Source organism: Micromonospora sp. NPDC050417 (assembly GCF_044458865.1).
Taxonomy (GTDB): Bacteria; Actinomycetota; Actinomycetes; order Mycobacteriales; family Micromonosporaceae; genus Micromonospora_G.
On the sequence record NZ_JBITIH010000010.1, the window covers coordinates 36,604 to 63,475 of the forward strand.

General features: G+C 70.4%; 22 protein-coding genes and 1 pseudogene. 13 read left to right on the plus strand and 10 right to left on the minus strand.

Going from position 1 to position 26,872, the window contains the following annotated elements:
• Positions 1-70 precede the first annotated feature (70 nt).
• The 3 genes from ACIBF5_RS14845 to ACIBF5_RS14855 all read left to right on the plus strand — a co-directional run bounded on the left by ACIBF5_RS14845 (position 71) and on the right by ACIBF5_RS14855 (position 4,701).
• The gene (locus ACIBF5_RS14845) at positions 71-1,534 is read left to right on the plus strand and encodes a hypothetical protein (RefSeq protein ID WP_396811762.1); all 1,464 of its coding nucleotides are present in this window, start codon (positions 71-73) and stop codon (positions 1,532-1,534) included.
• Positions 1,535-1,826: 292 nt separating this feature from the next.
• The gene (locus tag ACIBF5_RS14850; protein WP_396811764.1) at positions 1,827-3,674 is read left to right on the plus strand and encodes a 2-oxoacid:acceptor oxidoreductase subunit alpha; all 1,848 of its coding nucleotides are present in this window, start codon (positions 1,827-1,829) and stop codon (positions 3,672-3,674) included.
• Positions 3,667-4,701, plus strand: a complete 1,035-nt coding sequence (locus tag ACIBF5_RS14855) for a 2-oxoacid:ferredoxin oxidoreductase subunit beta (protein WP_396811766.1) — start codon at positions 3,667-3,669, stop codon at positions 4,699-4,701. Before ACIBF5_RS14850 ends, ACIBF5_RS14855 begins: the two co-directional genes overlap by 8 nt.
• Positions 4,702-4,826: 125 nt before the next feature.
• Here the strand turns inward: ACIBF5_RS14855 and ACIBF5_RS14860 are convergent, their stop codons facing one another.
• A complete protein-coding gene (locus ACIBF5_RS14860; protein WP_396811768.1) occupies positions 4,827-5,843 on the minus strand; it encodes a potassium channel family protein in 1,017 nt (338 codons plus the stop codon).
• A 309-nt stretch (positions 5,844-6,152) separates the two neighbouring features.
• Between ACIBF5_RS14860 and ACIBF5_RS14865 the strand changes: the two genes are divergently transcribed.
• Entirely contained in the window at positions 6,153-6,689 is a 537-nt protein-coding gene (locus ACIBF5_RS14865; RefSeq protein WP_396811770.1) for a phospholipase, read from the plus strand.
• A 138-nt stretch (positions 6,690-6,827) separates the two neighbouring features.
• Here ACIBF5_RS14865 and ACIBF5_RS14870 read toward each other — a convergent pair whose 3' ends face one another.
• Together ACIBF5_RS14870 and ACIBF5_RS14875 are read right to left on the minus strand one after the other, a co-directional pair.
• Entirely contained in the window at positions 6,828-9,692 is a 2,865-nt protein-coding gene (locus tag ACIBF5_RS14870; protein ID WP_396811772.1) for an NB-ARC domain-containing protein, read from the minus strand.
• A 228-nt stretch (positions 9,693-9,920) separates the two neighbouring features.
• Positions 9,921-10,145: a zinc ribbon domain-containing protein gene (locus ACIBF5_RS14875; protein WP_396811774.1), complete on the minus strand. Its 225-nt coding sequence runs from the start codon at positions 10,143-10,145 to the stop codon at positions 9,921-9,923.
• Between the two features lie 77 nt (positions 10,146-10,222).
• Here ACIBF5_RS14875 and ACIBF5_RS14880 point away from each other — a divergent pair, with 77 nt between their 5' ends.
• Together ACIBF5_RS14880 and ACIBF5_RS14885 are read left to right on the plus strand one after the other, a co-directional pair.
• Positions 10,223-11,590, plus strand: coding sequence for a lytic murein transglycosylase (locus ACIBF5_RS14880; protein WP_396812084.1), 1,368 nt, complete (start codon positions 10,223-10,225; stop codon positions 11,588-11,590).
• A gap of 83 nt (positions 11,591-11,673) precedes the next feature.
• Entirely contained in the window at positions 11,674-12,705 is a 1,032-nt protein-coding gene (locus ACIBF5_RS14885) for a GNAT family N-acetyltransferase (RefSeq protein WP_396812086.1), read from the plus strand.
• A gap of 25 nt (positions 12,706-12,730) precedes the next feature.
• Here ACIBF5_RS14885 and hemB read toward each other — a convergent pair whose 3' ends face one another.
• The 5 genes from hemB to ACIBF5_RS14910 form a co-directional block, all read right to left on the minus strand.
• Positions 12,731-13,714 (minus strand): porphobilinogen synthase, encoded by a 984-nt coding sequence (gene hemB / locus ACIBF5_RS14890; protein WP_396811776.1) that lies wholly within the window; start codon positions 13,712-13,714, stop codon positions 12,731-12,733.
• A 93-nt stretch (positions 13,715-13,807) separates the two neighbouring features.
• The gene (locus ACIBF5_RS14895) at positions 13,808-15,388 is read right to left on the minus strand and encodes a uroporphyrinogen-III synthase (protein ID WP_396811778.1); all 1,581 of its coding nucleotides are present in this window, start codon (positions 15,386-15,388) and stop codon (positions 13,808-13,810) included.
• Positions 15,385-16,350, minus strand: coding sequence for a hydroxymethylbilane synthase (gene hemC, locus ACIBF5_RS14900; RefSeq protein WP_396811780.1), 966 nt, complete (start codon positions 16,348-16,350; stop codon positions 15,385-15,387). The genes ACIBF5_RS14895 and hemC overlap by 4 nt, the downstream gene beginning before the upstream one ends.
• Entirely contained in the window at positions 16,347-17,696 is a 1,350-nt protein-coding gene (locus ACIBF5_RS14905; protein ID WP_396811782.1) for a glutamyl-tRNA reductase, read from the minus strand. Before ACIBF5_RS14905 ends, hemC begins: the two co-directional genes overlap by 4 nt.
• A complete protein-coding gene (locus ACIBF5_RS14910) occupies positions 17,693-18,514 on the minus strand; it encodes a redox-sensing transcriptional repressor Rex (RefSeq protein ID WP_396811784.1) in 822 nt (273 codons plus the stop codon). Before ACIBF5_RS14910 ends, ACIBF5_RS14905 begins: the two co-directional genes overlap by 4 nt.
• A 390-nt stretch (positions 18,515-18,904) precedes the next feature.
• Between ACIBF5_RS14910 and ACIBF5_RS14915 the strand changes: the two genes are divergently transcribed.
• Both ACIBF5_RS14915 and ACIBF5_RS14920 read left to right on the plus strand, forming a co-directional pair.
• Positions 18,905-20,197: a sensor histidine kinase gene (locus tag ACIBF5_RS14915; RefSeq protein WP_396811786.1), complete on the plus strand. Its 1,293-nt coding sequence runs from the start codon at positions 18,905-18,907 to the stop codon at positions 20,195-20,197.
• Positions 20,198-20,262: 65 nt separating this feature from the next.
• Complete coding sequence (locus ACIBF5_RS14920) at positions 20,263-20,925, plus strand: response regulator transcription factor (protein WP_396812088.1); 663 nt, start codon at positions 20,263-20,265, stop codon at positions 20,923-20,925.
• Here ACIBF5_RS14920 and ACIBF5_RS14925 read toward each other — a convergent pair.
• Together ACIBF5_RS14925 and ACIBF5_RS14930 are read right to left on the minus strand one after the other, a co-directional pair.
• Positions 20,910-21,563 carry an HAD family hydrolase gene (locus ACIBF5_RS14925; protein ID WP_396811788.1) on the minus strand — a complete coding sequence of 218 codons (654 nt, stop codon included), beginning with the start codon at positions 21,561-21,563 and terminating at the stop codon, positions 20,910-20,912. The genes ACIBF5_RS14920 and ACIBF5_RS14925 overlap by 16 nt on opposite strands.
• A 23-nt stretch (positions 21,564-21,586) precedes the next feature.
• Positions 21,587-21,838 carry a glutaredoxin family protein gene (locus ACIBF5_RS14930; protein WP_396811790.1) on the minus strand — a complete coding sequence of 84 codons (252 nt, stop codon included), beginning with the start codon at positions 21,836-21,838 and terminating at the stop codon, positions 21,587-21,589.
• A 428-nt stretch (positions 21,839-22,266) separates the two neighbouring features.
• On the opposite strand from ACIBF5_RS14930, the gene ACIBF5_RS14935 reads away from it, so the two are divergent.
• From ACIBF5_RS14935 to ACIBF5_RS14955, 5 genes and pseudogenes are all read left to right on the plus strand, one after another.
• Positions 22,267-22,434: a hypothetical protein gene (locus ACIBF5_RS14935; RefSeq protein ID WP_396811792.1), complete on the plus strand. Its 168-nt coding sequence runs from the start codon at positions 22,267-22,269 to the stop codon at positions 22,432-22,434.
• Positions 22,431-23,402: an ECF subfamily RNA polymerase sigma factor, BldN family gene (locus tag ACIBF5_RS14940; protein ID WP_396811794.1), complete on the plus strand. Its 972-nt coding sequence runs from the start codon at positions 22,431-22,433 to the stop codon at positions 23,400-23,402. Before ACIBF5_RS14935 ends, ACIBF5_RS14940 begins: the two co-directional genes overlap by 4 nt.
• A 256-nt stretch (positions 23,403-23,658) precedes the next feature.
• A pseudogene (locus tag ACIBF5_RS14945) lies at positions 23,659-24,534 on the plus strand (DUF5667 domain-containing protein); the annotation flags it as partial.
• Positions 24,535-24,893: 359 nt separating this feature from the next.
• Positions 24,894-25,769, plus strand: coding sequence for an HAD family hydrolase (locus tag ACIBF5_RS14950; RefSeq protein ID WP_396811796.1), 876 nt, complete (start codon positions 24,894-24,896; stop codon positions 25,767-25,769).
• Positions 25,766-26,872, plus strand: a complete 1,107-nt coding sequence (locus ACIBF5_RS14955) for a hypothetical protein (protein WP_396811798.1) — start codon at positions 25,766-25,768, stop codon at positions 26,870-26,872. Before ACIBF5_RS14950 ends, ACIBF5_RS14955 begins: the two co-directional genes overlap by 4 nt.

Below are 26,872 nucleotides of genomic sequence, written 5' to 3' on the forward strand. Positions count from 1 at the left end.
TTGGGAGTGGCGTACCGGGACCAGAGACGTCGAATAATGAATCCACCAGGGGCTGAGCACCGGAGGATCGATGGCTCGTGTCGAGTTCGGACGGCCTACTCGCACGCTCTGGACCGGCCGCCGCCGCGCCGCTGGCCGCCACCGGGCGCACGGAGCACTGGCCGCCGTCGCACTCACCCTGCTCACCGCCACCGGAATCATCGTGATCGCGGTGGCCGGCGCCGACCGCTCCGCCGCCTCGGCGGCGACGCTGGTGGCCACGACGGAGGTGCCCGGCAGCGGCGGGACGGACCCGGACCGGACGAACCCCGACCCGGACCCGGACCCCGAACCGAGCACACCGCCGGCGACCGAACCGCCGACGAACACGCCCGAGCCGACCACGCCGACGGAAAGCCCGACACCGAGTACGGAGCCGAGCGACGAGCCCAGCCACAGCCCGTCCCCGCCGGTCGACCCGCCGCCGACGACCAGCCCTGGTCAGTCGAGCCCACCGCCCACCACCATCCCGAGGCCACCGGATCCCGGCCAACCCCGTCTCGGCGTACTGGTCAGCACCGGTGACATCAGCCTGACCAGCGCCTACTGGGGCGCCCGGAGCACCACGACCGAGCTACAGGTGACGATCCGCAACACCGGCGAGACGACGCAGCTCGTACGGCTGCGCTACGCACTGCCGCCCGGGTTGACCGACGCCGGCACACCCGGCTGCGCGCCGGTGACGGGCGGGACGTACCGGTGCGGCGCCTGGCGGACGGCCGCGGGTGCCCAGTTCAGCACGCGGATCAGGGTGGTCGTCGACCCGAGTGCCTGGCTACACATGCCGTTGGCCGGATCCGTGCAGGTCACCGCCGTCGACCCGGCCCGGCCCGATGCCGGGTCGGTGACTGACGACGAGGGCTTCGCGGTGCTGTTCCCGCCGGGCCCACCGGCGGCCGGGGTGACCCTCGCCGCCGACGAGGTCAGCTTCGACGCCACCGGGCAGCCGACCACGCTGGTGGTCCGGCTCGGCAACACCGGTGTGACCGAGGCGGGCGGGACGGTCGAGGTGATCCTGCCGGACGGCGTGACGGTGCCGACCCTTCCGCCCGGCTGCCGCTCCACCGCGCCCACCCCGGACGATCCGGCCCCGGCGAACCCGGATCAGACCGGCACGTCCCGGTTCGGTTGCGACCTTGGCCGGATCGCTGCCGGCCAGACCGCGACCGCCCGGTTCACCGTCGCGGCCACCCCGGCCGCACAGCGGATGGCACCCCTCTCCGGTGCCCTGATCGGCACGGTCATCCCGAGCCAGGGCCGCACCGGCCGGATGCAGATGAGTTTCCGGATCACGGCTGCGGCGGCCAGCGTTCCGGTCGAAGGGGTCGGCGCGATGCCGACCGGTTCCCAGGGCCTGCTGCCGATGGTGCGACCGGTGTCGCAGCCGGACAGCGGGGTCCAGCGGACGGCGATCGGCCTGATCGTCGTCTCTGGGCTGTTGGTGGTCCTCGCGCTGACCCTCGCGGCCGTGACGCTGCGTCGACACACGCCCTGACCCACCGGTGACCGGGTGCGGATCTCCGACCTCCTCCAGCCGGCGGATTCACCGGTGGGGGCCCTGGATCGCGAGCGATGATGGACGGGGAAGCGGACAGAAAACCCCCGTGATCTGAGTTACGGCGATCGAGTTTGACCCATCAAATACTGGCAAATGCCCTTTCTTGCCCTTCCCATCCGGCGGACCTGGGGCAAGGTTTACCTAACGGTCCGACGTAGGCTCTCGGTTGAGAGACAGGCGGGGATGGACCATCGGTGTACGGAGCCCGCCGCCGGCAACAGGAGGTCACGTGACCAAGCAGGTCCGTCAACTGGATCGGGTGGTGATCCGGTTCGCCGGCGACTCCGGCGACGGGATGCAGCTCACCGGCGACCGGTTCACCTCGGAGACCGCGCAGCTCGGCAACGACATCTCCACGTTGCCGAACTTCCCGGCCGAGATCCGGGCGCCCGCCGGCACCCTGCCCGGGGTGTCGAGCTTCCAGGTGCACTTCGCCGACTACGACATCCTCACCCCGGGCGACGCGCCGAACGTGCTGGTCGCGATGAACCCGGCCGCCCTCAAGGCAAACCTGGTCGACCTGCCTCGGGGCGCGGACATCATCGTCAACACCGACGAGTTCACCCGGCGGAACCTGGCCAAGGTCGGCTACACGGTGAGCCCGCTCGAAGACGGTTCGCTCGACGGCTACGCGCTTCACCCGGTCGCGCTGACCTCGATGACCATCGGCGCGCTCGCCGAGTTGAACGTCTCGAAGAAGGACGCCGAGCGAGCCAAGAACATGTTCGCCCTCGGCCTGCTCTCCTGGATGTACTCCCGGCCATACGCGTCCACGATCCGCTTCCTCGAAGCCAAGTTCGCCAAGCGGCCCGAGCTGATCGCGGCGAACACCGCCGCCTTCAAGGCCGGCTGGAACTTCGGCGAGACCACCGAGGACTTCGGCGTTCGATACGAGGTCAAGCCGGCCAAGATGAACCCCGGCACCTACCGGAACATCACCGGTAACGCCGCGCTCTCGCTCGGTCTGGTCGCCGCCGGCGTCCGCGCCAAGCTCCCGGTCTTCCTCGGCGCCTACCCCATCACCCCGGCCTCGGACATCCTGCACGAGCTGAGCAAGCACAAGCGGTTCGGCGTCACGACCGTCCAGGCCGAGGACGAGATCGCGGCGATCGGCGCGGCGCTCGGCGCGTCGTACGGCGGCGCCCTCGGCGTCACCACCACCAGCGGCCCCGGCGTCGCCCTCAAGGGCGAGACGATCTCGCTCGCGGTGGCTCTGGAGCTGCCACTGGTGATCGTGGACGTGCAGCGGGCCGGGCCGTCGACCGGTCTGCCGACCAAGACCGAGCAGGCCGACCTGAACATGGCACTCTTCGGCCGACACGGCGAGGCACCGGTAGCGGTGATCGCCCCCCGGTCTCCGTCGGACTGCTTCCACGCCGCCATCGAGGCGGCCCGGATCGCGCTGACCTACCGCACGCCGGTGATCCTGCTGTCGGACAACTACGTCGCCAACGGCTCCGAGCCGTGGTTGCTGCCCGACGTCGACTCGCTCCCCGATCTCCAGGTGGAGTTCGCCACGAAACCCAACGGCGAGGACGGCACCACCTTCCTGCCGTACCTGCGCGACCCGGTGACCCTGGCCCGACCGTGGGCGATTCCCGGCACACCCGGCCTGGAGCACCGGATCGGTGGCCTGGAGAAGGCCGACAAGACCGGCGACATCTCGTACGACCCGGCCAACCACGACTTCATGGTCCGCACACGGGCGGCCCGGATCGAGGCCATTCCGGTGCCGGACCTGGAGGTGGAGGATCCGGACGGCGACGCACGGGTGCTCGTACTCGGGTGGGGCTCGACCTACGGCCCGATCGGTGCCGCCTGCCGCGGCCTGCGCCAGCGGGGACTCTCGGTGGCCCAGGCGCACCTGCGTCACCTCTCCCCGATGCCCGCCAACGTCGGCGAGGTGCTGCGCGCGTACGACCGGGTGGTCATCCCGGAGATGAACCTCGGCCAGCTCGCCCACGTGATCCGGGCCCGCTTCCTGGTCGACGCGATCAGCTACAACCAGGTCCGGGGCCTTCCGTTCACCGCCACCGAGCTGGAGACCATGCTGGAGGAGGTAGTCAAGAATGCCTGAGCCCGTCGCCCTCAAGCTCACCGCGAAGGACTTCAAGTCCGACCAGGAGGTGCGCTGGTGCCCCGGCTGCGGTGACTACGCGATCCTCGCCGCGGTGCAGTCGTTCATGCCCGAGCTGCAGATCCCGCGCGAGCGGACCGTTTTCGTCTCCGGTATCGGCTGCTCGTCGCGCTTCCCGTACTACATGAACACGTACGGCATGCACTCGATCCACGGTCGGGCGCCGGCGATCGCGACCGGCCTGTCGGTCTCCCGCCCGGACCTCTCGGTCTGGGTGGTGACCGGTGACGGCGACGCCCTCTCGATCGGTGGCAACCACCTGATCCACGCGCTGCGCCGCAACGTCAACCTGAAGATCCTGCTCTTCAACAACCGGATCTACGGCCTGACCAAGGGCCAGTACTCCCCCACCTCCGAGGTTGGCAAGATCACGAAGTCGACCCCGGTCGGTTCGGCGGACTCCCCGTTCAACCCGCTGTCGCTGGCGCTGGGCGCGGAGGCGACCTTCGTCGCCCGCACCATCGACTCCGACCGCAAGCACCTCCAGTCGGTGCTCCGCGCCGCGGCCGAGCACCAGGGCTCGGCGTTCGTGGAGATCTACCAGAACTGCAACATCTTCAACGACGGCGCGTTCGACCAGCTCAAGGAGCCGGAGACCCGGGACGACTACCTGATCCGGCTGGAGCACGGGCAGCCGATCACGTTCGGTGCACAGGGGCAGTTCTGCGTCGTACAGACGCCAGGCGGCTTCGGCCTGGAGGTACGCGAAACCGCCTCCGTACGCCCCGAGGAGATCGTCGTCCACGACACCCGGGTGAACGAGCCGGCGTACGCGTTCGCCCTCTCCCGGCTGCCCGGCTTCGACCTGCGCAACACTCCGATCGGGGTGCTCCGCAGCGTCTCCCGCCCCTCCTACGACAGCATCGTGCAGGAGCAGGTCCGGTCCGCCCAGGCCACGCAGACCGAGACACCCGAGCAGCAGCTCGCCGGGCTACTCAACAGCGGCGACACCTGGACCATCCTCTAGCCGCCGGCATCCGACACGACGATGGGCCGCACGGGTGACCGTGCGGCCCATCCTCTGTTCCGGGGCCTTCCACTGCTCTCCGGCCCACGGTCGGGCCGCTGCCTCAGGCAGGCGACGCCGCTGCCTCAGGCGGAGGACGCGGAGGAGGTCGAGCGGTCGTCGCGTACGTAGACGAGCATGTCTCCGGTTTCGATCTGGACGCCGGCCGGCTCCACGACAGAGACCACCTTGCCGCGCCGGATCAGCGCGATGACCAGCGCCTCCACCTCGCGGGGTGAGGTGCCGACCTCGTGCCGTTCGGCCGATCGCATGGCCAACGCCATGCCCTGCCCCGGGGTGAGCAGATCCTCAACCACGTCGATCAACGGCGGCGCGGAGGTGGAGAGGCCGAGGAGCCGGCCCGCCGTCGCCGACGAGACGATCACGTGGTGCGCGCCGCTCTGCTTCAACAGGGGGGCGTTCTCCGCTTCCCGTACCGCCGCGATGATGCGAACCTGACCGGCGGTGAGCTGACGCACGGTCAGGGCGACCAGCACCGAGGCGTCGTCGCTGTCGGTCGCGATGATCACCGCTTTGGCGTTCTTGACGTGCGCCTCGTTCAACACCGAGGAGCGGGTGGCAGAGCCCTCGATGGCGACCAGGCCGGCCGAGGTCGCCTGCCGTACGGCGGTCGCGCTCTTCTCGACCACCACGATCCTCGACTTGTCGAAGTCGGTCTCCAGCAGCGCGCTGATGGCACTGCGGCCCTTGGTGCCGTAGCCGCAGATGATGACGTGGTCCTTCACAGTTTTCCTCCACCGCGTCATGCGGAGGTTGGTGCGGTACTGCTCGGTCAGGACTTCCAGCGTGGTGCCGACGAGGATGATCAGGAAGAGAACCCGGGCCGGGGTGATCACCAGGACGTTCACCAGTCGGGCCGAGGGCGAGGTCGGAGTGATGTCGCCGTACCCGGTGGTGGAGAGGGTGACCACGGCGTAGTAGGCCGAGTCGAGCAGGGTGAGGTTGTCCTCGTTGACGTCCCGGTAGCCGTCCCGGTCCAGGTAGACCACAAAAACGATGATCAGCACGAGGCCGACGGCGGCGAGGACTCTCAGGCTGAGGGCGCGTAACGGCCCCTGCCGGACGGCGGGGAAATGGATCACCGCAGGCCCGGTACCGTCACCACGATCAGCTGCACGCCCACAACATAGCCGGTGCGACCCGTCCCGCGTGCACTGGCGGCCGGCACGCCGTACGCCACGGGCGGCGCGAGCGGATACGCCCTGGTTGGGCACAGCCCCTGCCCATGCACATTCGCCTGTTTCGGCGCATGTCGTTAAATATTCACGCCAGGTAGAGATCGACGTCCCACGATTACCCGAGACTGTGCTCAATCCGGTAACCCACCGGTAACAAGCCCCCGTTCCCCGATGCCCCTACCAGGGGCATCACTCGTCTCGGAGGTACCCCCCATGCCCCGTCGGATGACCACCCTGCTCGCCGCAGCCGCGTTCGCGCTGCTCGGTGTGCTCGGCGTCGCCTCGCCCGCAGCCGCGGTGACGCCGGCCGAAAAGCTCTCCGTGCTGACCAGTTGGACCCAGACGAGTGCCAGCAGCTACAACAGCTGGAACTCGGCCCGCAACAACAGGGCTCCCTGGGCCGAGTACAACTTCGACTGGTCGACCGACTACTGCTCGTCGAGCCCGGACAACCCCCTCGGGTTCAGCTTCCAGCTCTCCTGCTACCGGCACGACTTCGGCTACCGCAACTTCAAGGCGGTGGGCCAGTTTCCGGCGAACAAGTCCCGCTTGGACAGCGCCTTCTACGAGGACCTGAAGCGCGTCTGCGCCACGTACAACTCGGTCGTCCGTCCGGCCTGCACCAGCCTGGCCTGGACGTACTACCAGGCCGTACGCGCCTTCGGCAAGGTCGCCGTCAGCCAGGCGGACCTGGACCGGGCGGCGAAGATGAAGTCCGACGCCGAGCGGGCCGCCGGCCTCATCCACTGACCCGGACCGGCCGGACCAGCGGTGCCGTCCCGCCAAGCCCCCGTCGGCGGGACGGTGCCCCGGGCCGTCGTGCCCCGGGCCGTCGTGCCCGGCAGGGCCCGTCCACGACAGCGGACAGCGGACAGCGGACAGCGGAGGCTACGAGCCGGGATGCTCGTAGCGGTCGAGAGTCTCGCGCGGCGACTCCGCGTGGATCGACTCGCGTCCCGACCTCGACCGCTGGGCCGGCGGCTCCACCCCGGAAAACCGGATCGAACCTGCCGCCAGATCCGGGTGGTCGACCGCGAGCGCCACCGCAGCCGCCTCCTCCAGCGTCAACTCGGCCCCCTCCGCGTAGGCCGCGTCGAACGCCGCGTCTCCCAGCACGCCCCGGAGCCCGGCCTGCTCCTCCAGCCAGTACGGACCGAACATTCCCGCCGTGCTGCGCATCGCGGACCGGGTCGCCTGGGATGCCCCGAAAAGCCGGGCAGCCGTCACCGGGTCCCCACCCCAGGCACACCGCACCGCGATCGCGTTGATCGTGTCGCAGGCACGGCCGTGGAATCCGTGCGCCATCCGGGACCGGAGCGCCACCACCAGGTGGTCGTGCGCGGCGACCAGGTCACCCCGGGAGAGCGCGACCATGCCGAGCAGCATGTCGACCGACCGGCGGGCCCGCTCCACCGGACGAGCCGCCTCCACCGGACGGGCGGCACCGAGCAGTTCCGCCGCTTCGTCCAGGGCGCACCGACGCCAGAGCAACTCGGCCAGGCTGTAGACCGCGAAGAGCGCGTCGCCCGAGACGTCGTTCTGGTGCGCCCAGGCGATCACCTCGCGGCAGACCCGCTCGGCCTCGGCCAACTGTCCCATGTCGATCAGTGGCGCGGCCCGGCCGGCGAGTACCCGGGCCTGTAGGCCGGCGTCGCCAGCCTGCCGGGCAGCCGATTCGGCCCGCTGCGAGAACCGCAACTCCTCGGCGAACTCACCATCGGCCCCGGCGTGCAGCGAATGCATGTGGTACGCCGCCGCCAGTTCCGCCTCGGGTATCCGCTCGCCGGTCTCGGCGATCCGCCCGTAGAGCCGGAACAGCCAGAGCCTCCCCTCCCGGGCCAGCCCCCGCTCGCGCCACCACTGGTCGAGTCCGCTGGCGAGTTGCAGGCCCTGCCGGGCGCTCCCGCCGGTGGCGGTCCAGCGCAGCGCGGCGCGCATCTCGTCGGCGAGCGGGTCGAGGGCGTAGAGCGACAGGGTGACCGGTCGGTTGTCCGGGCCGAGGTGGGCGCGTTCCAATGCGTGCAGGGACCAGGCCACGTGCCGGTTCCGGGCGCCCTGCTCCTCGCCCGCGTCCACCAGTCGCCTGGCCGCGTACGCCCGGATCGGGTCGAGCATCCGGTAGGTGCTGCCGGAGACGTTCGGCTCCACCTGGATCATCGACTTGTCCGCGAGTACGGAGAGCGGGTCGAGCGGATCGTCGTCGAGCAGCCACTCCACGGTGGCCAGATCGACCGGGCCGGAGAAGACCGCCAGCCAGCGCAGCAGTCGCGCGGCCCGGGGCCCGAGCGTCCGGTACGACCAGGTGACGGTCGCCTGCATGGTGACGTGCCGCTGGGTCGCGGACCGTTGGGCGGCTCGGGCCGCGGCAACCGGCGCCACGTCCAGCGCGGCGGCGGCCAGGTCGACGGTGTCGTGTTGGTTGGCGATCCAGCGGGGCACTGCCGGGGTCGGCTGTTCCGGCTCGTCCCGCCCGGCGTCGAGCGCGCCGAGCACGTCGTCGAGCCGCCCGGCGAGTTGGCTGGCCGAGAGGACCCGGAGGCGGGCGGCGGCGAGTTCGATCGCGAGCGGCAACCCGTCCAACCGGGCCACCACCCGTTCCAGATCAGCCGCCTCGGCGGGACTGGAACGCCGGCCGCCGCGCGCGGCGACGGTACGGTCGAGCAGCAGTGCGATCGCGTCGCTGGGGCCACCGTTCGGTCCCGGGTCGACCGAGAGCGGCGGTATCCGCCACACCACCTCGCCCGGCAGGCCGAGTGATTCCCGGCTGGTGGCCAAGACGCGTACACCGCTGCCGCCGGTGAGCAGTCGGGCGATGACCTCGGCGCAGGCGGCCGGCTGGGCGTCACAGGTGTCGAGCAGGACCAGCATCCGCCGCGAGGCGGCGTACTCGACAAGGGTCTCGGCCATCGGCCGGCCCGGTTCGGGACGGAGGCCGAGCACTGCGGCGATCGCGAAGGCGACCAGGCCCGGGTCGGTCACCGCGGCGATGTCGACGAACCAGATCCCGTCCGGGTACGTCTCCACGTCCGCCCCGGCGACCTCGACCGCGAGCCGGGTCTTGCCGGCGCCGCCCGCCCCGACCACGGTCACCAGTCGGTGCTCGTTGACCAATCGGTCGAGTTCGGCCCGCTCCGCCTTGCGGCCGACGAAGGAGGTGACCTGCGTGGGCAGGTTGTGCGGGACGGCATCGGCGGTACGGGGTCGCGGGAACTGCCGTTCCAGGCCCGGGGCGACCAGTTGGAAGAGGCGTTCCCGGTCGTCGAAACCACGCAGCCGGTGCAGTCCGAGGTCGAGCAGGGAGGCGCCGGGCGGTAACGGCGCCGCGTGCCGGGCGGTGGCACCGGAGCAGAGGACCTGTCCACCGTGTGCCGCCGCCGCGATCCGGGCCGCCCGGTGCACCTCGGCGCTGGCGTACTCACCGGCGAGCGGCTCGGCGTGGCCGGTGTGCAGTCCCATCCGGACCCTCGGCGCGGCCTCCGGGGTCGGCCACTCGTGGCTGGCCAGGGCGCGTTGCGCGGTCAGGCAGGCGTCCAGCGCCGCGGCGGCGTCGGCGAACGCGATGAAGAACGAGTCTCCCTCGGTGAACAACTCGGTGCCGTCGCTCGCGGCCAGCGTGGAGCGGAGCAGCCGTCGATGCTCGCTGAGCACCGGGCGATAGCCCGAACCGAGCATCTGGGCCAACCGGGTTGACCCCTCGATGTCGGTGAACATGAAAGTCACCAGCCCACTCGGCAGGTGGATCCGTACCGACATGCGTGGAACCTCCGCCCCCTGGAAGTCGCGTTTATGCTGCCGCATTTCGACGTCACAGCGCATCGTAGGAACGGACGGGGCGAGACGACCCCAAGGTGCTAACCCGCTACGTGACCATGGAACAACGACTTAACACATGCTTCCAAAGCATTTTGGACGATCACGACAGACGGGTTAATGATCGCAGATCCGGCAGCGGACCTCTACCGGCAGTAAGCGGGAGGCGGCTCAGCAGCCGCAGGCACCGCCGCAGCAGCCCCCGCCGGCCGGGCCGGCGCCGACCGCACCACCGGCCACGGATCCACCTCGACCGGTGACCGACACTGCGGAGAGCAGCTTCACCGTGTCGTCGTGACCCTGCGGGCAGGCCGCGGGCGCGGACGCCTCGGCCATCGGTCGATTGATCTCGAACGTGTCACCGCAGGCGCGGCAGCGAAACTCGTACCGGGGCATGGCAACAGGGTACGACCGCACCTGACGATTTTCCCCGGATGGGTAATACTCGACGCGTGGCGGACCGAGAGGGGGGCGTGGTGGACGGCGCGGACAGTACGGCGGCTCGGCAGCTCCGACCGGCTGCACCGACACTCGACGGGCCGCTGGCCAGTTCCGGGGCTGCCCCTGAGCCGGGCACCTCGACACCCGCCGTCCCGACGCAGCGCACCCCCGGCCCCGGCACACCCGGTGCCCCGAAGGGCGCCGACGACAAACCCGTCGACACGAAACAGGCAGACGCCGAGGCCGAGGCCGACAAGACAAACGCGAAGCAGGCCGACGACCGCCCCGTCGACGTGAAGACCACCGACGCGGAAAAGCCAGCCGACGCCCCGAAGAGCGACGCGGCGCAGAACGATCTGCCGAAGGCCGACGCGACCGAGAGCGACGCGGAGAAGGCGGGCACGGCGTCGGATGACGCCGCAGGCACCACATCCGACGCGTCCGTGTCGGGCGAGCCGACCCGCGTCGCCTCTGGTCGCCGGACCCGGGTCCCGTTCGCGCACGCCCTGCGCCGGGTTCCACCAGCCCGCCACATGCCTGCCGCCACGGCGCGGGCCGTCGGGCGCTGGGCCAAGGGCGGCAGCGGTCGGCTCGTCCTGCCCGCGCTGTTCATCCTCACCCTGGTCGCCGCCGCCGGACTGGCGGGTGGGGTGCTGATCCCGGCGACCGCCCACACGCCGCCCTCGCGGGACAGCGCCCACGGCTCGCAGACTGATCCGGGTGCACCGGTGGCGGGCCAGCCGTCCGGCCCCGCGCCGACCGCTGGCGCCGGCCTACCGGGAACCGGCCTGCCCGGGACCGGGCTGCCGGGCGTGCCGCCGACCGCTCGGCCCGCGGACGTCCTCGCCGGCTGGGCGGCACAGACCTCGGCCCGGACCGGGGTGACCCCGATCGCCATGCAGGCGTACGGCTACGCCGAACTGGTGTTGGCGCAGACCACACCGTCGTGCAAGCTGAGCTGGACCACATTGGCCGCGATCGGCTTCATCGAGTCGGGACACGGCACTGCGAACAGCAACAAGGTCGACGCCAAGGGCGCATCGACGCCCGGTGTCATCGGACTTCCGCTCGACGGAACCGAGAACCGAATGCGGATCATGGACACGGACCGGGGTGTCCTCGACGGAGACGCCATCTACGACCGGGCCGTCGGACCCATGCAGTTCATCCCCACCACGTGGCAGGAAAGCGGCGTCGACGCCGACAACGACGGCGTGAAAAACCCTCAGGACATCGATGACGCAGCCCTCGCAGCCGGTAACTATCTGTGCAAGGGCAACCGGAACCTGTCGGTCGCCGAGGACTGGTGGAACGCCATCCTTTCCTACAACGACGTGCGAATTTACGCTCAGGACGTGTTCAACAAGGCCAACGAGTACGGTGCCAACAGCCGGGCGTAGTCTGGACGTAGCGTAATGGTCCACGTACATTGAAGAATTGGCCACTTTCGCCAGACTGCGGTTAGCGGCAAGCTGTACTGGTGATGGTGCGCGAGTGGGATCCCAGGACCGCGTCGTCCGCCGAGATCGAGTCGTTGCTGGACACTGTCAACGCGGCCTTCGCGGCGGACCTTCCGGCTGACCCCCAATGGCAGAACAGCTCACTTCGCGAGTATCTCGCCGAGGTGATGCCGGGCGAGCGGCGGATCTCCTGGATCGCCCAGGAAGAGGCGACCGACACCACGCCCGGGCGGATCATCGGACACATCCACGTGCTTCTGCTCGGCGACATCGGTGTGATCGACGTACTCGTCCATCCGGAGGAACGACGGCGTGGGCTGGGGCGGAAGTTGATCGCCAAGGCCGCCCGACGGACGTACCAGGAGGGTTTCTCCCTGATCGGCGTCGAGGTCATCGGGGACACCCCGGCGATCCACTTCTTCGAGGCGCTCGGCTTCGCCCGGGAGTACGTGGAGACCCGCAGCGTGCTGCGCCTTTCCACGGTGGACTGGGTGACCCTGGAGGAAATGGCGCGCGGCATCAGCTCCGGCTACCGCCTGGAGTTCTACCCCGGCGGCCCGCCGGACGCGATGCTCGACGCGTACGCCCGTGCCAAGGCGGAGATCCGCGACATCGACGACGGCGATCTTGACCTCCGGCCGAGTTCGTACGATCCGCAGCGACTACGGGACAGCCTCGGCTGCCTGCACCGGCGGGGCATGAAGCCGTACATCGTGCTCGCCGTGCACGAGCGGACCGGCGAGGTGGCGGGCCTGACCGAGGTCGTCGTGCCGGCCCAGCACCCGACCCGGGCCGACCAGTACGACACGATCGTGGTGCAGGACCACCGTGGTTACGGCATCGACCGCGCCATGAAGGCGCGGATGCTCTTCGAACTCCGGGCCGCCGAACCCGAGCTGGCCGAGGTGCAGACCTGGAACGCGCAGGCCAACGAGCCGATGCTCAAGGTCAACGCGGAGCTGGGTTTCCGGGCCGAGCGGGACTGGTGCGAGTACGGCGTGAACGTGGCCGAACTGGTGCACCGACTCGACGCCACCGGCGTCACCACCCCGTGATGACGCCGGTCGGCGGTAGCGAGGGTCAGTAGCTCTCGCGCAGCATCGTGGCCGCCTCGACGGCCCAGTAGGTGAGGATGATCTGCGCCCCGGCCCGCCGGACCGAGGTGAGCGTCTCCATGATCGCTCGTTCCCGATCCACCCAGCCGTTCGCGGCAGCGGCCTCGACCATCGCGTACTCGCCCGACACCTGGTAGGCGGCGACCGGAACGTCAACGGTGGCGCGGACCGCCGCGAGCACGTCCAGGTAGGGCAGCGCCGGCTTGACCATCACCAGGTCGGCGCCCTCGGCGATGTCCAGCTCGACCTCGCGCAGGGACTCCCGCAGGTTCGCCGGGTCCTGCTGGTAGCCCTTCCGGTCGCCCTGGAGCGCCGACTCGACGGCGTCCCGGAACGGCCCGAAGAACGCCGACGCGTACTTCACCGCGTACGCGAGGATCGAGGTGTCGGCGTAGCCGGCGGCGTCGAGCGCCTTGCGGATCACGCCGACCTGGCCGTCCATCATCCCGGACGGCCCGACCATGTGCGCCCCGGCGGCGGCCTGGGCCACGCCCATCTCGGCGTACGCGGCGAGCGTCGCGTCGTTGTCCACGCTGCCGTCGGGTGCGAGCAGACCGCAGTGCCCGTGCGAGGTGAACTCGTCCAGGCAGAGGTCGCTCATCAGCACCGTGCTGTCGCCGAGTTCGGCAGCGAGATCCCGCAGCGCCACGTTCAGGATCCCGTTCGGGTCGGTCCCGCCGGAGCCCCGCTCGTCCCGGGTCTCCGGCACGCCGAAGAGCATGATCCCGCCGACCCCGGCCTGCACCGCCTCCACCGCCGCCTTACGCAGCGAGTCCCGGGAGTGTTGAAACACTCCCGGCAGGGTGGCGATCGGCCGGGGTTCGGTCAGCCCTTCCTTGACGAACATCGGCAGCACCAGCTCGGCCGGCGCCATCCGGGTCTCGGTCACCAGCCGCCGGATCGCCGGGGTACGCCGCAGCCGGCGCGGCCGGACGTCGGGGTACGACATGGTTCCTCCCACGACCCGTGGGTCACGGGTCAACCATTCCAGGCTACGACTGCCACCCGGATCTCTTCAGTTGGTCGACGAGACCGCGATGGGTCAGCGGAACCGCAGCGCGGTCGGCCCCTGCACCTTCGAGCCACGGCGCTGCTTCGCCGGCATCGCCATCAGCTTCTCGCGCAGTTCGACGGCGTACGAGGCGAGCGCCTCCACCAGGTCCGGGACGGAGGCGTTGGTCGGCTGGGCGTCGACCCGCAGACCGAACTCGGTTGCCGTCTCGGCCGTCTTCGGCCCGATCACCGCCACCACCGTACGAGTGTGTGGCTTGCCGGCGATACCCACCAGGTTGCGCACGGTCGAGGAGGAGGTGAAGAGGACGGCGTCGAAGCCACCGGACTTGATCGCGTCCCGGATCTCGGCCGGCGGCGGCGCCGCGCGGACGGTCCGGTACGCGGTCACGTCGTCGACCTCCCAGCCCCGCTCGGTCAGCCCGGCGGCGAGGGTCTCGGTCGCGATGTCGGCGCGCGGCAGCAGCACCCGGCCGACCGGGTCGAGGATCTCGTCGTGCGGGGAGAACTCGGCGAGCAGCCCTTCCGAGGACTGGTCACCGGCGGGGATCAGCTCGGGCTGGATACCGAAGTCGCGCACCGCGTCGGCGGTCGCCTCACCGATACAGGCGATCTTGACGCCACCGAAGTGGCGAGCGTCCAGGCCGTGCTCGGCGAACTTCTCCCAGACCGCGCGTACGGCGTTCACCGAGGTGAAGATCACCCAGGCGTACCTGCCGTCGACCAGGCCCTTCACCGCCCGCTCCATCTGGGCGGGGGTACGCGGCGGTTCGACCGCGATGGTCGGCACCTCGCACGGGATGGCCCCGTACGCGCGCAGCCGAGCGCTCATCACGCCAGCCTGCTCCTTGGTCCGCGGGACCAGCACCTTCCAGCCGTACAGCGGGCGGTTCTCCCACCAGCTCAGCTTGTCCCGCTGGCTGACTCCGGCGCCGAGGGTGAGTACCACCCGGCCGGTGAAGCCGAGCGCGGCGGCGACGAAGCTGTCCACGGTCGACGAGGTGGTGTACTGCGTCTCGCCGGTGCCGTCGCCGGTCACCCCGACCGGGGTGGTGCCGTCGACGCCGACCGCGAGCAACCCGTCCCGGACCGCCGCGAGGTCACCGGCGTCCACCGCGAGCGCGAGCGAGCCCCGGTTGACCGCACCGGCGAGCGCCTCGAAGTCCAGCGCGGTGACGTCGTCGACGTCGGCCGCCGTGCGTACGCCGGGCAGCGGAACCCCGGCGTAGCTGGCCACGCCCTCGGCCTGGCCGATACCGGGCACCACCTCGAAGTGCACCGCGGTACGGACGACCGCCTGGACCTCCTTGACCACCGAGTCGTGACCGAACGGGTCACCGGCGACCAGGTGTACCGCCGACAGGCCCGAACGGGCGGCGGAGATCAACACCTTGGCGACATCGCCCGGGGCGCCCTCGGCGGGGCTGAACTGGGCGTCCTCCTTGGCCTCGGCGCGCAGCGCGTCGAGCAGTGACTCGGGGACACTCCGGTCGAAGATGACCTGGTCAGCATCGACCAGCGCGTCGTGCGCCCGGCGGGTCAGCAGACCTGGGTCGCCGGGGCCGGCCCCGACGAACGCGATGTGGCCTGCGGGCTTACGGGTGCGGATCATGGCTGTGCTCCAAAATGCTGGGTCCTCGCGCCGGGGTGCGTAGGCGTTCCGAGGATCGAGTCGGCGCCGAGTTCGAGGAGTTCGGCGGCGAGTGCCTTACCGATCTCCGCCGCCTCGGCGGGCGTACCGGTGCGGGACAGCCGGAGGTCACGGGACCCGTCCGGACTGATCACCGCCCCGCGCAGGTAGATCTCATCGCCGTCGTCGCCCTCGGCGAGTTCCGCGAATGCGGCGACCGGTGCGCTACAGCCGGCCTCCAGGGTGGCCAGCAACGCCCGTTCCGCGGTGATCGCGGCTCGGGTCGGCGCGTGGTCCAGTACGGCGAGCAACTCGATCAGATCCGGGTCGTCCGCCCGGCATTCCACCGCGAGGGCACCCTGGGCGGGTGCCGGCAACATCAGCATCGGATCGAGTGTCTCGGTGATCTCGGCGGTGCGGCCGAGCCGGGTCAGACCGGCCCGGGCGAGCACCACCGCGTCGAGATCCGCGTCTGGGCCGAGCACCCGCGCGACGCGGGTGTCGACGTTGCCACGGATCGGGGTGACGGCCAACTGCAGGCCGAGCGCGTGTAGCTGGGCGATCCGGCGCAGTGCGCCGGTGCCCACGGTCGAGCCGGCGGGCAGCTCGGCCAGGGTTCGGCCGTCGCGGGCGATCAGCGCGTCGCGTGGATCCTCGCGCTCGGGGACCGCGGCGATGTGCAGCCCGCTCGCGCTCGCGGTGGGTAGGTCCTTGTACGAGTGGACCGCGAAGTCGATCTCCCCGGCGGTGAGTGCGTCCCGCAGTGCGGAGACGAAGACGCCGACTCCGAGCCGGTGCACCGGGGCGGTCGACCGGTCGCCAGCGGTGACCACCTCGACCAGTTCGACCTCTCGGCCGGTCGCGGCCCTTACCGCGTCGGCGATCTGGCCGGACTGGGCCAGCGCCAGTGCGCTGCCCCGGGTGCCCAGGCGTAGTGCGGTCATCGCTCACCTCCTGGAGCGGGATGCGACACGCGCGGAGCGATGTCGGGGACGGTGTCGACCTGCGAGGTGCTCGGCACTTCCAGGTCGAAGAGTTCGCGCAGCAGCGCGGTGTACTGGTCGCCGCCGGGCTCTGCGGCGAGTTGGCGGACCCGTACCGTCGGCGAATGCAGCAGTCGTTGCACGACCCGGTGCACGGTGTGCGCCACGTCGGCCCGCTGGTCGTCGGTGAGGTCCGGGCGGCGCTGGGCGAGTCGGCGCAGCTCCGCGGTGACCACCTCGTCGGCCCGGGCCCGCAGGGCGGCCACGGTCGGGAGCACGTCGGCGCCGCGCAGCCAGGTGAGGAAGCTCGCGACCTCGCTGCCGACGATCTCGGCGACCGCGGCGGCGTCGGTGGCGGCGGGTCCGTCGGCGAGTTCGGCGGCGAGCCGGTCGATGTCGATCACGAGTACGCCGGGCAACTCGGCGACCTCGGCGTCGACGTCCCGGGGGACGGCGAGGTCGAGCAGGACCAGTGGGGTGTCCGGCCGGCTGGTGGCCCGAAGGGCCAGAGCGGCGGCGACGGTCTCGCGGGTGAGCACCGGCTCGATGGCCGCGGTGGCGGTGACTACGATGTCCACAGTGGACAGGGCTACGGTAAGATCATTGAAGGGTACGGCGGTGGCGCCGTACGCCTCGGCCAGCCTTGTCGCCCGGTCCGCACCACGGTTGGTCACCGCCACCGGACCGACCCCGGTCCGGCTCAGCGTCGCCACCGCGAGCGCACCCATCGCCCCCGCACCGATCACCAGCGCCGGCCGACCAGCCAGCGAACCGTCGAACCGGCTCGCGGCGACCTCCAGCCCGGCCGTGACCACACTCTGTCCCGCCTGGTCGATACCGGTCTCGGCGTGAGCCCGCTTGCCGACCCGCAGCGCCTGCTGCATCAACTCGTGCAACTGGCGGCCGGTGGCGTCCGCCTCGGTCGCCACGTGGTACGCGTCCCGGAGCTGGCCGAGGATCTGCGCCTCGCCCACGACCATCGAGTCCAGCCCGGTGGCGACCCGGAACACGTGCTCGACCGCGGCTTCGTCGTAGTGCACGTAGAGGTGGTTCGCCAGCTCGGCGGGAGGACATCCGGCCTCGTCACCGAGGACCGCGCAGATGTCACCGAGACCGCCGTGGAAGCCGGACACCGCCGCGTAGACCTCGACCCGGTTGCAGGTCGAGACCACTACCGCCTCGCCGACGTAGGTCTGGGCGAGCAGCCGTTCAAGGGTGCGCGGCAGGTCGGCCGTGGAGACCGAGAGGCGCTCCAGCATGGCAACCGGGGCGGTGCGGTGGGACGCGCCGACAACGAGCAGGTTCACGAGCCGACCACCTCCGTACGGGTCGGGCGGGTTCGGCCCGGCGCGGCGGGCTCGACCGAAGCGGAGGCGACGGTGTCGTCGGTGCCGGTGGCGGCAAGGTTCGGATCGGCCTCGTCGCGGCCACCGGGGAGCGCGGTCAGCGACGCCTTGCGGTGCTCGTGGAAGGAGAGGATCTGCAACTCGATGGCGAGGTCGACCTTGCGTACGTCCACCCCCTCCGGCACGGCGAGCACGCAGGGCGCGAAGTTGAGGATGCTGGTCACCCCGGCCGCCACCAACAGGTCGGTGACGCGTTGCGCGGCCGAGGCGGGAGTGGCGATCACGCCGATCGCGATGTGCTCCTCGGCCGCGGTCTGCAGCAGGTCGTCGATGTGCCGGACGGTCAGCCCGTTGATCTCCTCGCCCACCCGGGTCGGGTCGGCGTCGAAGAGAGCGGCGATCCGGAAGCCCCGGCTGGCGAAACCGGCGTAACCGGCCAGCGCGTGACCGAGGTTACCCACTCCGACCAGCGCGACCGCGCGACGATGGGTGAGCCCGAGGACGTACTCGATCTGGTGGATCAGCAGGGCGACGTCGTAGCCGACGCCACGGGTGCCGTACGAGCCCAGGTGGGAGAGGTCCTTGCGGAGCTTGGCCGAGTTGACCCCGGCCGCGGCGGCCAGACCCTCACTGGAGACGGTATCGTCGCCTGCCTCGGCGAGGTTGTGCAGTGCGCGCAGGTATTCGGGGAGCCGGGCGACCGTCGCCTCAGGGAGATCCGGAAGCGCCGGAACGGCACCGGCGCGCCCGGACGCGCCTGCGGGGCGGTGCTGACTCATGTGACTCCGTGCGGTGCGATCCTCGACCAGCCGGAGCGGCGGGTCATTCCAGGGCTCCCGCTTGCGACCGCTGTGACCGGCTGTGCTAGCAGGGCTCGTCGGAGTAACAGAGTAGGCGCTTGTGAAGACGTGCACAAATCGCGATCTTGAAGCGTCGCGACACGGCCTCACCAGCCACTCCATTCACAAGATCGGTTTCGTTGCGGGGATCGGCCCGCCTGGCGATTATTACTCAATTCCGACTATTCTTGCCAACTTGACAAGCTATCGTGGGTCCTCGCCGACCGTCCGAGTCCTGCTCGCCGGGCCTCCGGGTGAGGCCAGCCCTACCGGAAATAGGCAGGCCGACGGGATATGGAACCACCCATCGGGTTGCCTAGCGTGGAAGACATGACCACCGTCACCGCCCGCGCCGAACCGGCGCAAGCGACAATTCTGCGCCAGCTCGGCGTCGATTCGGCGTACGTACTGCTGGGCTTCCCACTCGCACTGGCGAGTTTCGTCATATTGATCGTCGGCTTGGCACTCGGCGTGGGGCTCATGGTGACGGTGATCGGCCTACCGATCCTGGCCGGCACTCTCTACCTGGCACGGGGTTGGGCCGACATCGAACGACTGCGCATCCCGGCCGTACTGCACCAGCCCCGGGTCCGTCCGGAATACCGCACCGCCGAGACCGGAGCGAGCGCCTGGCGGCGGATCTTCGTACCGATCGCCGACGGCCAGTCCTGGCTCGACCTGGCACACGGCCTGGGCAAGCTGTTCGTGGCGGTGGTCACCTTCGGCGTCACCGTGACCTGGTGGATCGGCACGATCGGCGGCTCCCTCTACTGGGCGTACGACTGGACCCTGCCGCAGGGCGAAGGAAACGAAGGGCTGAACGAGCTGCTCGGGCTCGGCGACTCCGCCGGCGCTCGGATCGGCCTGAACAGCGCCATCGGCCTCTTCTTCCTGATCACCCTCCCGATCGTGGTCCGCGGCTGCGCGCTGCTCCAGGCCAGCTTCGGCCGTGCCCTGCTGACCGGGGTCGCCGAGATGCGCAACCGGATCACCGTGCTGGAGGAGCAGAAACGAGCCGCCGTCTCGGCCGAGGCAAGCGCCCTGCGCCGACTCGAACGCGACATCCACGACGGCCCACAGCAGCGTCTCGTCCGGCTCGCCATGGACATCAGCCGGGCCCAGCACCAGCTCGCCACCGACCCGGACGCGGCCCGGCGCACCCTCGACGAGGCGCTCACCCAAACCCGGGACACCCTCGCCGAACTGCGCGCCCTCTCCCGGGGCATCGCGCCGCCGATCCTGGTCGACCGAGGGTTGCCCAGCGCCCTCGCGGCCCTCGCCGGCCGTGGGCTGATCCCGGTCGACCTCACCGTCGACCCCGAACTCGGTACGCCCGCCGGCCGGCTCGACCCGGCGGTGGAGAACGCCGCCTACTTCGTGGTCGCCGAAGCCCTGACCAACGTGGCGAAACACAGCCGGGCGACCGAGTGCTGGCTCACCGTCACCCGCGCCGAACGGAAACTGAGCATCGCGGTGGTCGACGACGGCGAGGGCGGTGCCCACCTCTCCAAGGGACACGGCCTCGCCGGCATCGCCGACCGGGTACGTGCCACCGGCGGCACCCTGACCGTGATCAGCCCGACCGGTGGCCCGACCGAGGTACGAGCCGAGCTTCCGTGCTGAACGAGGACACACCGCTACGTACGCCGGAGAACACGACGAACGGCGACGTGATAGACAACCGAGCCATGCGGGTAGTAATCGCCGACGACGCCTTCCTGCTCCGAGAGGGGCTGGTCCGGCTGCTGACCGAACACGGGCACGACGTGGTGGCCGCGGTCGGGGACGGCACCACCCTGGTCGAGGCCGTGGTCGCGCACCGCCCGGACGTCTCGATCGTCGACGTACGGATGCCGCCGACCCACACCGACGAAGGTCTCCGGGCCGCGGTGGAGGCCCGCAGACTCGTTCCCCGGGCCCCGATCCTGGTCCTCTCCCAGTACGTCGAGGTGTCGTACGCCGACGACCTGCTCGCCACGGTCAACCCCGGACCGGGCGCCGGCGGCGGAATCGGTTACCTGCTCAAGGACCGGGTGGCCGCGATCGACGAGTTCCTCGACGCGCTCCGCCGCGTGGCCGGCGGCGGCACCGTACTGGACCCCGAGGTCGTCGGGCAGTTGCTGGTCCGCCGCCGCCGGGACGATCCGCTGCGCGAGTTGACCCCGCGTGAGCGCGAGGTGCTCGGCCTGATGGCCGAGGGCCGCTCCAACACCGCGATCGCGCGTGCCCTGGTGGTCAGCGACGGAGCCGTGGAGAAGCACGTCCGCAACATCTTCACCAAGCTCCACCTCCCGCCCGACGACGAACAGCACCGTCGGGTCCGGGCGGTACTGACCTACCTGCGGGGTTGAGCCGCCAGTCGTACCGCCTCGGTGAGAGTGTCGGCGACCGGCCGACCGGAGGCACGCAGTCGAGCGGGGTCGGTGAAGCCGCCGGTATAGAGGACACAGTCGGCGCCGACGGATTCGGCTGCGTCGGCGTCGTCGATCGAGTCGCCGATGAGCACCACGGCCTCACCGTCGATGCCCAGTTCGGCCAGGTGCCGCGCCAGATGCGCGGCCTTGTGGTCGCCACCGACGGTCCCCCGCAGGCCGTCGACCCGGCTGAACATGCCGGTCAACCCGTACGTCTCGACGGCCGGGACCAGTTCCTCGTGGAACCACATGGAGAGCAGCGACTGGGTGCCGCTCCAGGACCGCATCGCGGCGGTCGCGTCGTCGGCGAGCGCGCAGGTGGTCAACCCGGTCCGGTACGCGTCGTGGAAGATCTTGTCGAGTGAGCCGAACGCGTCGGCGTCGACCGCACGCCCCAGCACCTCGGCGTAGTAGTCGGCGATCGGGCGGCGAAACGACTGCCGGTGCTCGTCCAGGGTCACCGCGGGGCCACCGACGCTGGCGAAGACGACATTGGTCGATTCGACGACCAGACTCAGATCATTGAGCAGGGTGCCGTTCCAGTCCCAGACCAGGTGCGTACGAGCCAATGCCATCGCGAAACAATAACTTGATCACTTCAGGAGGTGGGGGTCAGGTCGCGGAGGAGGCGGGCTTCCTCCACCCGCCAGTAGCCGTGCTCCTTGCCGTCGAGCAGCACCACCGGTACGCGGTCGCCGTACTCACGTTCGAGTTCGAGATCACCACTGACGTCCACTTCGACCCAACGGTCACCCGTTGCCGCCACCACCCGGTCGATGGCTTCCTTCGCCACGTCGCACAGATGGCACCCGGGACGGGTGATGAGGGTCAGTCGCGGTTCGCTCGCCATGGTGTTCTCCCAGGTCCGGCACTGATCGCAGAAGTCTGGCACAGTGCCGCCCCGACCGGTCCCGCGCATCGATGACAGACAGCCCCTCGACACCACCGGTACGTCACGGTACCGTCCACGAGACCACATCCCCGCGTGGAAATATCACCGGCGGGACGAACCAGCACCGCTAGCACCTTTGCCGGCGGCACGCCAAGCCGTGCTGCCTTTCGGCGTGTTGCGGTGTTTTAGCAGGTCACACCCCTCATGACCGGACTGTCCGGGATCCGACAACGCACAATTGGTCCGGTCCATCTGGGCGAATCTGGGAAATACTTTGGCTCTGTGTAACGGACTCGCCACGCGTGGGTGACGTTGGCCCTATCATCACTCGGGTCGGCTCACCCCTTTTGCTGTGAGTCGACACCCCTCAGCCCGAGGAGGCCGCCGTGCCTGTAACTGCACTGCACCAGCACCTCAAGGGTGCGTGCCGCCAACCGGGGCGGTCCGCCGCCGGTGTGGTGGATCGTGCCGGTCCAGGCCCGGGTCGCGGCATCGCCGCCGCGACGTCGCGGCCACCGGTTCCGCTGGCGTACCGGCTCGGGGAGGGCCTGTGAGCACTTACGGATACGCGGACGCGGCACGTGGCCGCGAGGTCCGAACCGCCCGCGCCGCCCTGAACCAGGGGCTGACCCAGCTGCGTGTCTCCATGGACGACATGCTGAGTCTCGCGGTACGCGGGGAGGGCAGTCCGAAACGGACCCGGAACAGACCACACCCGAACGAGACGCCGTCACGGCACACACCGCCGGGCAGCAACGCCCGGCCGATCAGCGGTCGGGTGACGAGTCCGACCCGGCCGACGATGCCGGCCCAGCCGGGACCCGGTCAGACCGGGCCGCGGCCGGACGCACCGGAGACCGAGACCGCGATCCTGCCGGTCGTGCCCGCCGTCGACCCGACGCCCGCACCCTCGGGGCCGCCGCCGACCGGCTACCCGGACCGGCCGGATCCGTCCGACCCGGCGACCGAGGTGTGGAAGCTGATCGAGCGGGCCCAGCAGGGCGAGTCCGAGGCGTTCGGGTTGATCTACGACCGGTACGTGGACACCGTCTTCCGGTTCGTCTACTTCCGGGTCGGTAACCGGCAGCTCGCCGAGGACCTGACCTCGGACACGTTCCTGCGCGCCCTCAAGCGGATCGGCAGCTTCACCTGGCAGGGTCGGGACCTCGGCGCCTGGCTGGTGACGATCGCCCGGAACCTGGTGGCCGACCACTTCAAGTCCGGTCGCTATCGCCTCGAAGTTACTACGGGTGATGTTCTGGATGCAGACCGTGAGGATCGAGGGCCGGAAGGAAGCCCGGAGTCCGCAGTGGTCGAACACATCACCAACATGGCCCTGCTCGGCGCGGTCAAACAACTCAACCCCGAACAGCAGGAGTGCATCGTGCTCCGCTTCCTCCAAGGCTTCTCGGTCGCGGAAACAGCCCAGACCATGGGGAAGAACGAGGGTGCGATCAAGGCCCTCCAGTACCGGGCCGTACGCGCCCTGGCCCGGCTGCTGCCGGACGGTTTTCAGCCGTGAGTCCAGCCGATCCCGGTTACTCAGTCGCGGCAACACCGATCACTCATCGTGATAGTGGGACCGAACGGCCCGTAACCGGCCGGGCTTACCGGGCGTTTGTCCCGGTGCGACGGGCGGTTGCCCAGGCAAACCGCCGGCCCGTCGGTCCGGCCGACTGAGTTGGTCATGACCGACACGGCCCGGACCCGAGCCGCCGTCGCACGGTCGGCGACGATGCCGCCCGTACGGCCGTGACCAGCGAAGGGAGGTGCCCGCGGTGAATCTGAACATATTCCGCCGCTGGCGCGCCGAGCGCTTCGCGCAACTTCTCGACGAAGCCAACGGAGGCCGTCGACACCACATCCGCTCCCGTGTCGACGACGACCTCGCCGAACTCGTGACGGTCGGGCAGCGGGTACGTGGTGCCCAGCCGTCCGTCGACATCGACGTCGACCCCGTGTTCCGAGACGAGCTGCGGATCATGCTGCTCGCCGCCGCCGAACAGGCGGCAATGCAGAACGCGGGTGGGACCGAGCAGGGCACCCGGCGGACCGGCGGTGCCGGTAGCCGGGCGACACGGGGCGGCCAACGAACCCGGGCACGGGTCCGGGGCTCGATCATCGTCGGCGTGGCCGTCGGCGCGATCGCGGTCTCCGGAATGTCGGCGGCGAGCGAGAACGCCCTGCCCGGCGACGCCCTGTACGGGGTCAAGCGCTCCACCGAACGCGCCCAGCTCGCCCTGGCCAGCTCCGACCTGAGTCGAGGACAGCTCTTCCTCGACTTCGCCCAGACCCGGCTCGCCGAGGCGATCGCGGTCCAGGACGACCGGGCCGGATTCGCCGCTGTCCTGAACGACATGGACGCGGACACCCGCCAGGGCATCAAACTGCTCAACACCTCGGCCGCACAGCGTCGCGACGCGGCGGCGCTCGACGCGATCGGTACGTTCCTCACCGGGCAGCGGCGGCAGATCACCGAGTTGTCGGACGGCGCCAGCCACACCAACAGCCAGCGGGTCTCCGACTCACTCGCCCTGCTCGACTCGATCGGTCGGCGGGCGGACCTGCTCCGCGCCGCGCTCCAGTGCGGCGCGGACCCGGCCGCACGGGTCGACAACCTGGGGCCGTTGCCACGGGCCTGCGGTGGCAGCCGCAGCGCGAACGGGCAGCAGCAGAGTTCCTCCCAGGAGAGCAGGCCGCAGAACAACCCAACCCCGAGTTCGCCACGTCCCGAGGTGTCAGCCGAACCCGAGCTGACCCCGACCAGCAGCCCCGAAAAGCAGTTGGAGCAGGGAACGATCATCAAGAAGCCGGCGGGTGACACGACCGCTCCGGTGGATGCCCGACCAGCCGAGTAGAGGCTGGTAGCGCCGCACAGTTCAAGCAACCGTGGTGGGGGTCCAGACCTTGGTCTGGACCCCCACCACGTGTGGGAGCGACATCCGGTGGGGCCGACCCGGTTAGGCTCGCTGGAGGCACGCGCCGTTTCGGTCGATCGGAGGGAGGTCCGCGGGTGGCCCGCACCCGAAAGGTGACCGTCAGCACGGACGCACATGGTCACACCGCCGGCTGGGCCGCGACGGAGCTTGCGGCCAACCTCGCCCCGCCCCCGGACCGGAACGCCGCCGCCTTCTTCGACGTCGACAACACGATGATGCAGGGCGCCTCGATCTACTGGTTCGCCCGCGGGCTCGCCGCGCGCAAGTACTTCACCACCGGCGACCTCGCCCGCTTCGCCTGGCAGCAGCTACGGTTCCGACTGCTCACCACCGAACATGCCGGTGACATGTCCCACGCCAAGCAGGCCGCGCTCGCCTTCGTCGAGGGCTGGCGGGTGGAGGACATGGAACGGCTCAGCGAGGAGATCTTCGACGAGTTGATGGCGCCGAGGATCTGGGCCGGCACCCGGGCCCTGGCCCAACTACACCTCGACGCCGGCCAGCGGGTCTGGCTGGTGAGCGCGGCGCCGGTCGAGATCGGTCGGGTCATCGCGACCCGGCTCGGACTGACCGGTGCGATCGGTACGGTCGCCGAGGTGCAGGACGGGGCGTACACCGGGCGGCTCGTCGGTGACCTGATGCACGGTCCGGCCAAGGCGGACGCCGTACGTCAGCTCGCCGCGGTGGAGCAGCTCGACCTGGCCAGGTGTGTGGCGTACAGCGACTCCTCCAACGACCTGCCGATGCTCTCGGTGGTCGGCCGCGCGGTGGCGATCAATCCGGACAACGCCCTGCGGCAGACCGCCCGGATGCGTGGCTGGGAGGTGCGTGACTTCCGTACGGGTCTGAAGGCCGCCCGGATCGCGGTGCCGTCGACCGTCGCCGCCGGCCTGCTCGCCGGGGCGGTGACCGCCGGGCTCGCGGTGCGGCGCCGCCGGCAGAACCGATGAACGCTCCCGGGCCACTACGCCGGCAACTGGTCGGTCTCGCCGCGGCCCTGGCCGCCGGTGGCGTCCTGCTCGCCCTACCCGCCGCCACCTCCGACCCGGCACCCGGGCCGAAGGTCGCCACCTTCGCGGAGGTCTGGCCGGACAGCCAACCGGTGGAGATCCCGGCGTCCCTCCCGGACGGCCCGGCCTACAGTCCGGTCCACTTCCTCGACGCGCGGACCTCAATCGGCACCGCACCGAGCCCGGAGGGGACGGACCTGCGGCTGGTGCTGCGCGCCGCCGACGGGGCGATCCGCGAACTGCGGCGGCTACCGATCGCCGACGCACCGCAGTTCACCGGCTTCGCCCGGGACGGTGACCAGTTCGCCTGGGCCGAGTCGACCTCGGGTGACGACGGTGCCGGTCGGACCGAGCTGTGGACGGCGAACCTCGCCTCGGCCGAGCCCGCCCGGCGACTCACCACCGACACCGGCGCCGTGGTCTTCTTCAACTCGCAGTACGACATGGTCATCCACGCGGGAAGGCTCTACTGGGCGTCGGCGGCCCCCGGTGAGGAGACCGCGACGGAGATCCGTTCGGTGGCGCTCACCGGTGGACCGGTCTCGGTCCGTACCGAGCAGGGTGCGTGGTCCATCTCCGCGTACCCGTGGTTGGCCAGTGCCGGCACCGGGGCGAGCGGGCCGGTCCTGCTGCGTAACCTCGACGAGCGCAAGGTGATCGAGGTCGATGCGACCGCCTCCGAGCTGGTCACCTGTAGCCCCACCTGGTGCCGGGTGCTCGTGCTCGCCAGCGACGGGCCGGGGCGGATCGAGCTGATGCGGCCGGACGGCACGTCCCGGCAACGGGTGGCCGGCGGGGTGGCCACGGCCGCGATCATCGACGTCGCGGTCCTCGACCGGTTCGAGGTGGTCGCCCTCTCCGACGCGCAGCGTACGGCCACCGACAGTCAGCAACTGCTGCTGTACGACGTACGTGACCAGCGGACCGTGGTGGTGGCCGAGGGCAGTGGCCTGGTGCTCTGCCGCGACGGCATCCTCTGGTGGTCCACCGGGGGCAGCGACATCACCGCGTGGCACGCCCTGGACCTACGCACACTGCGCTGA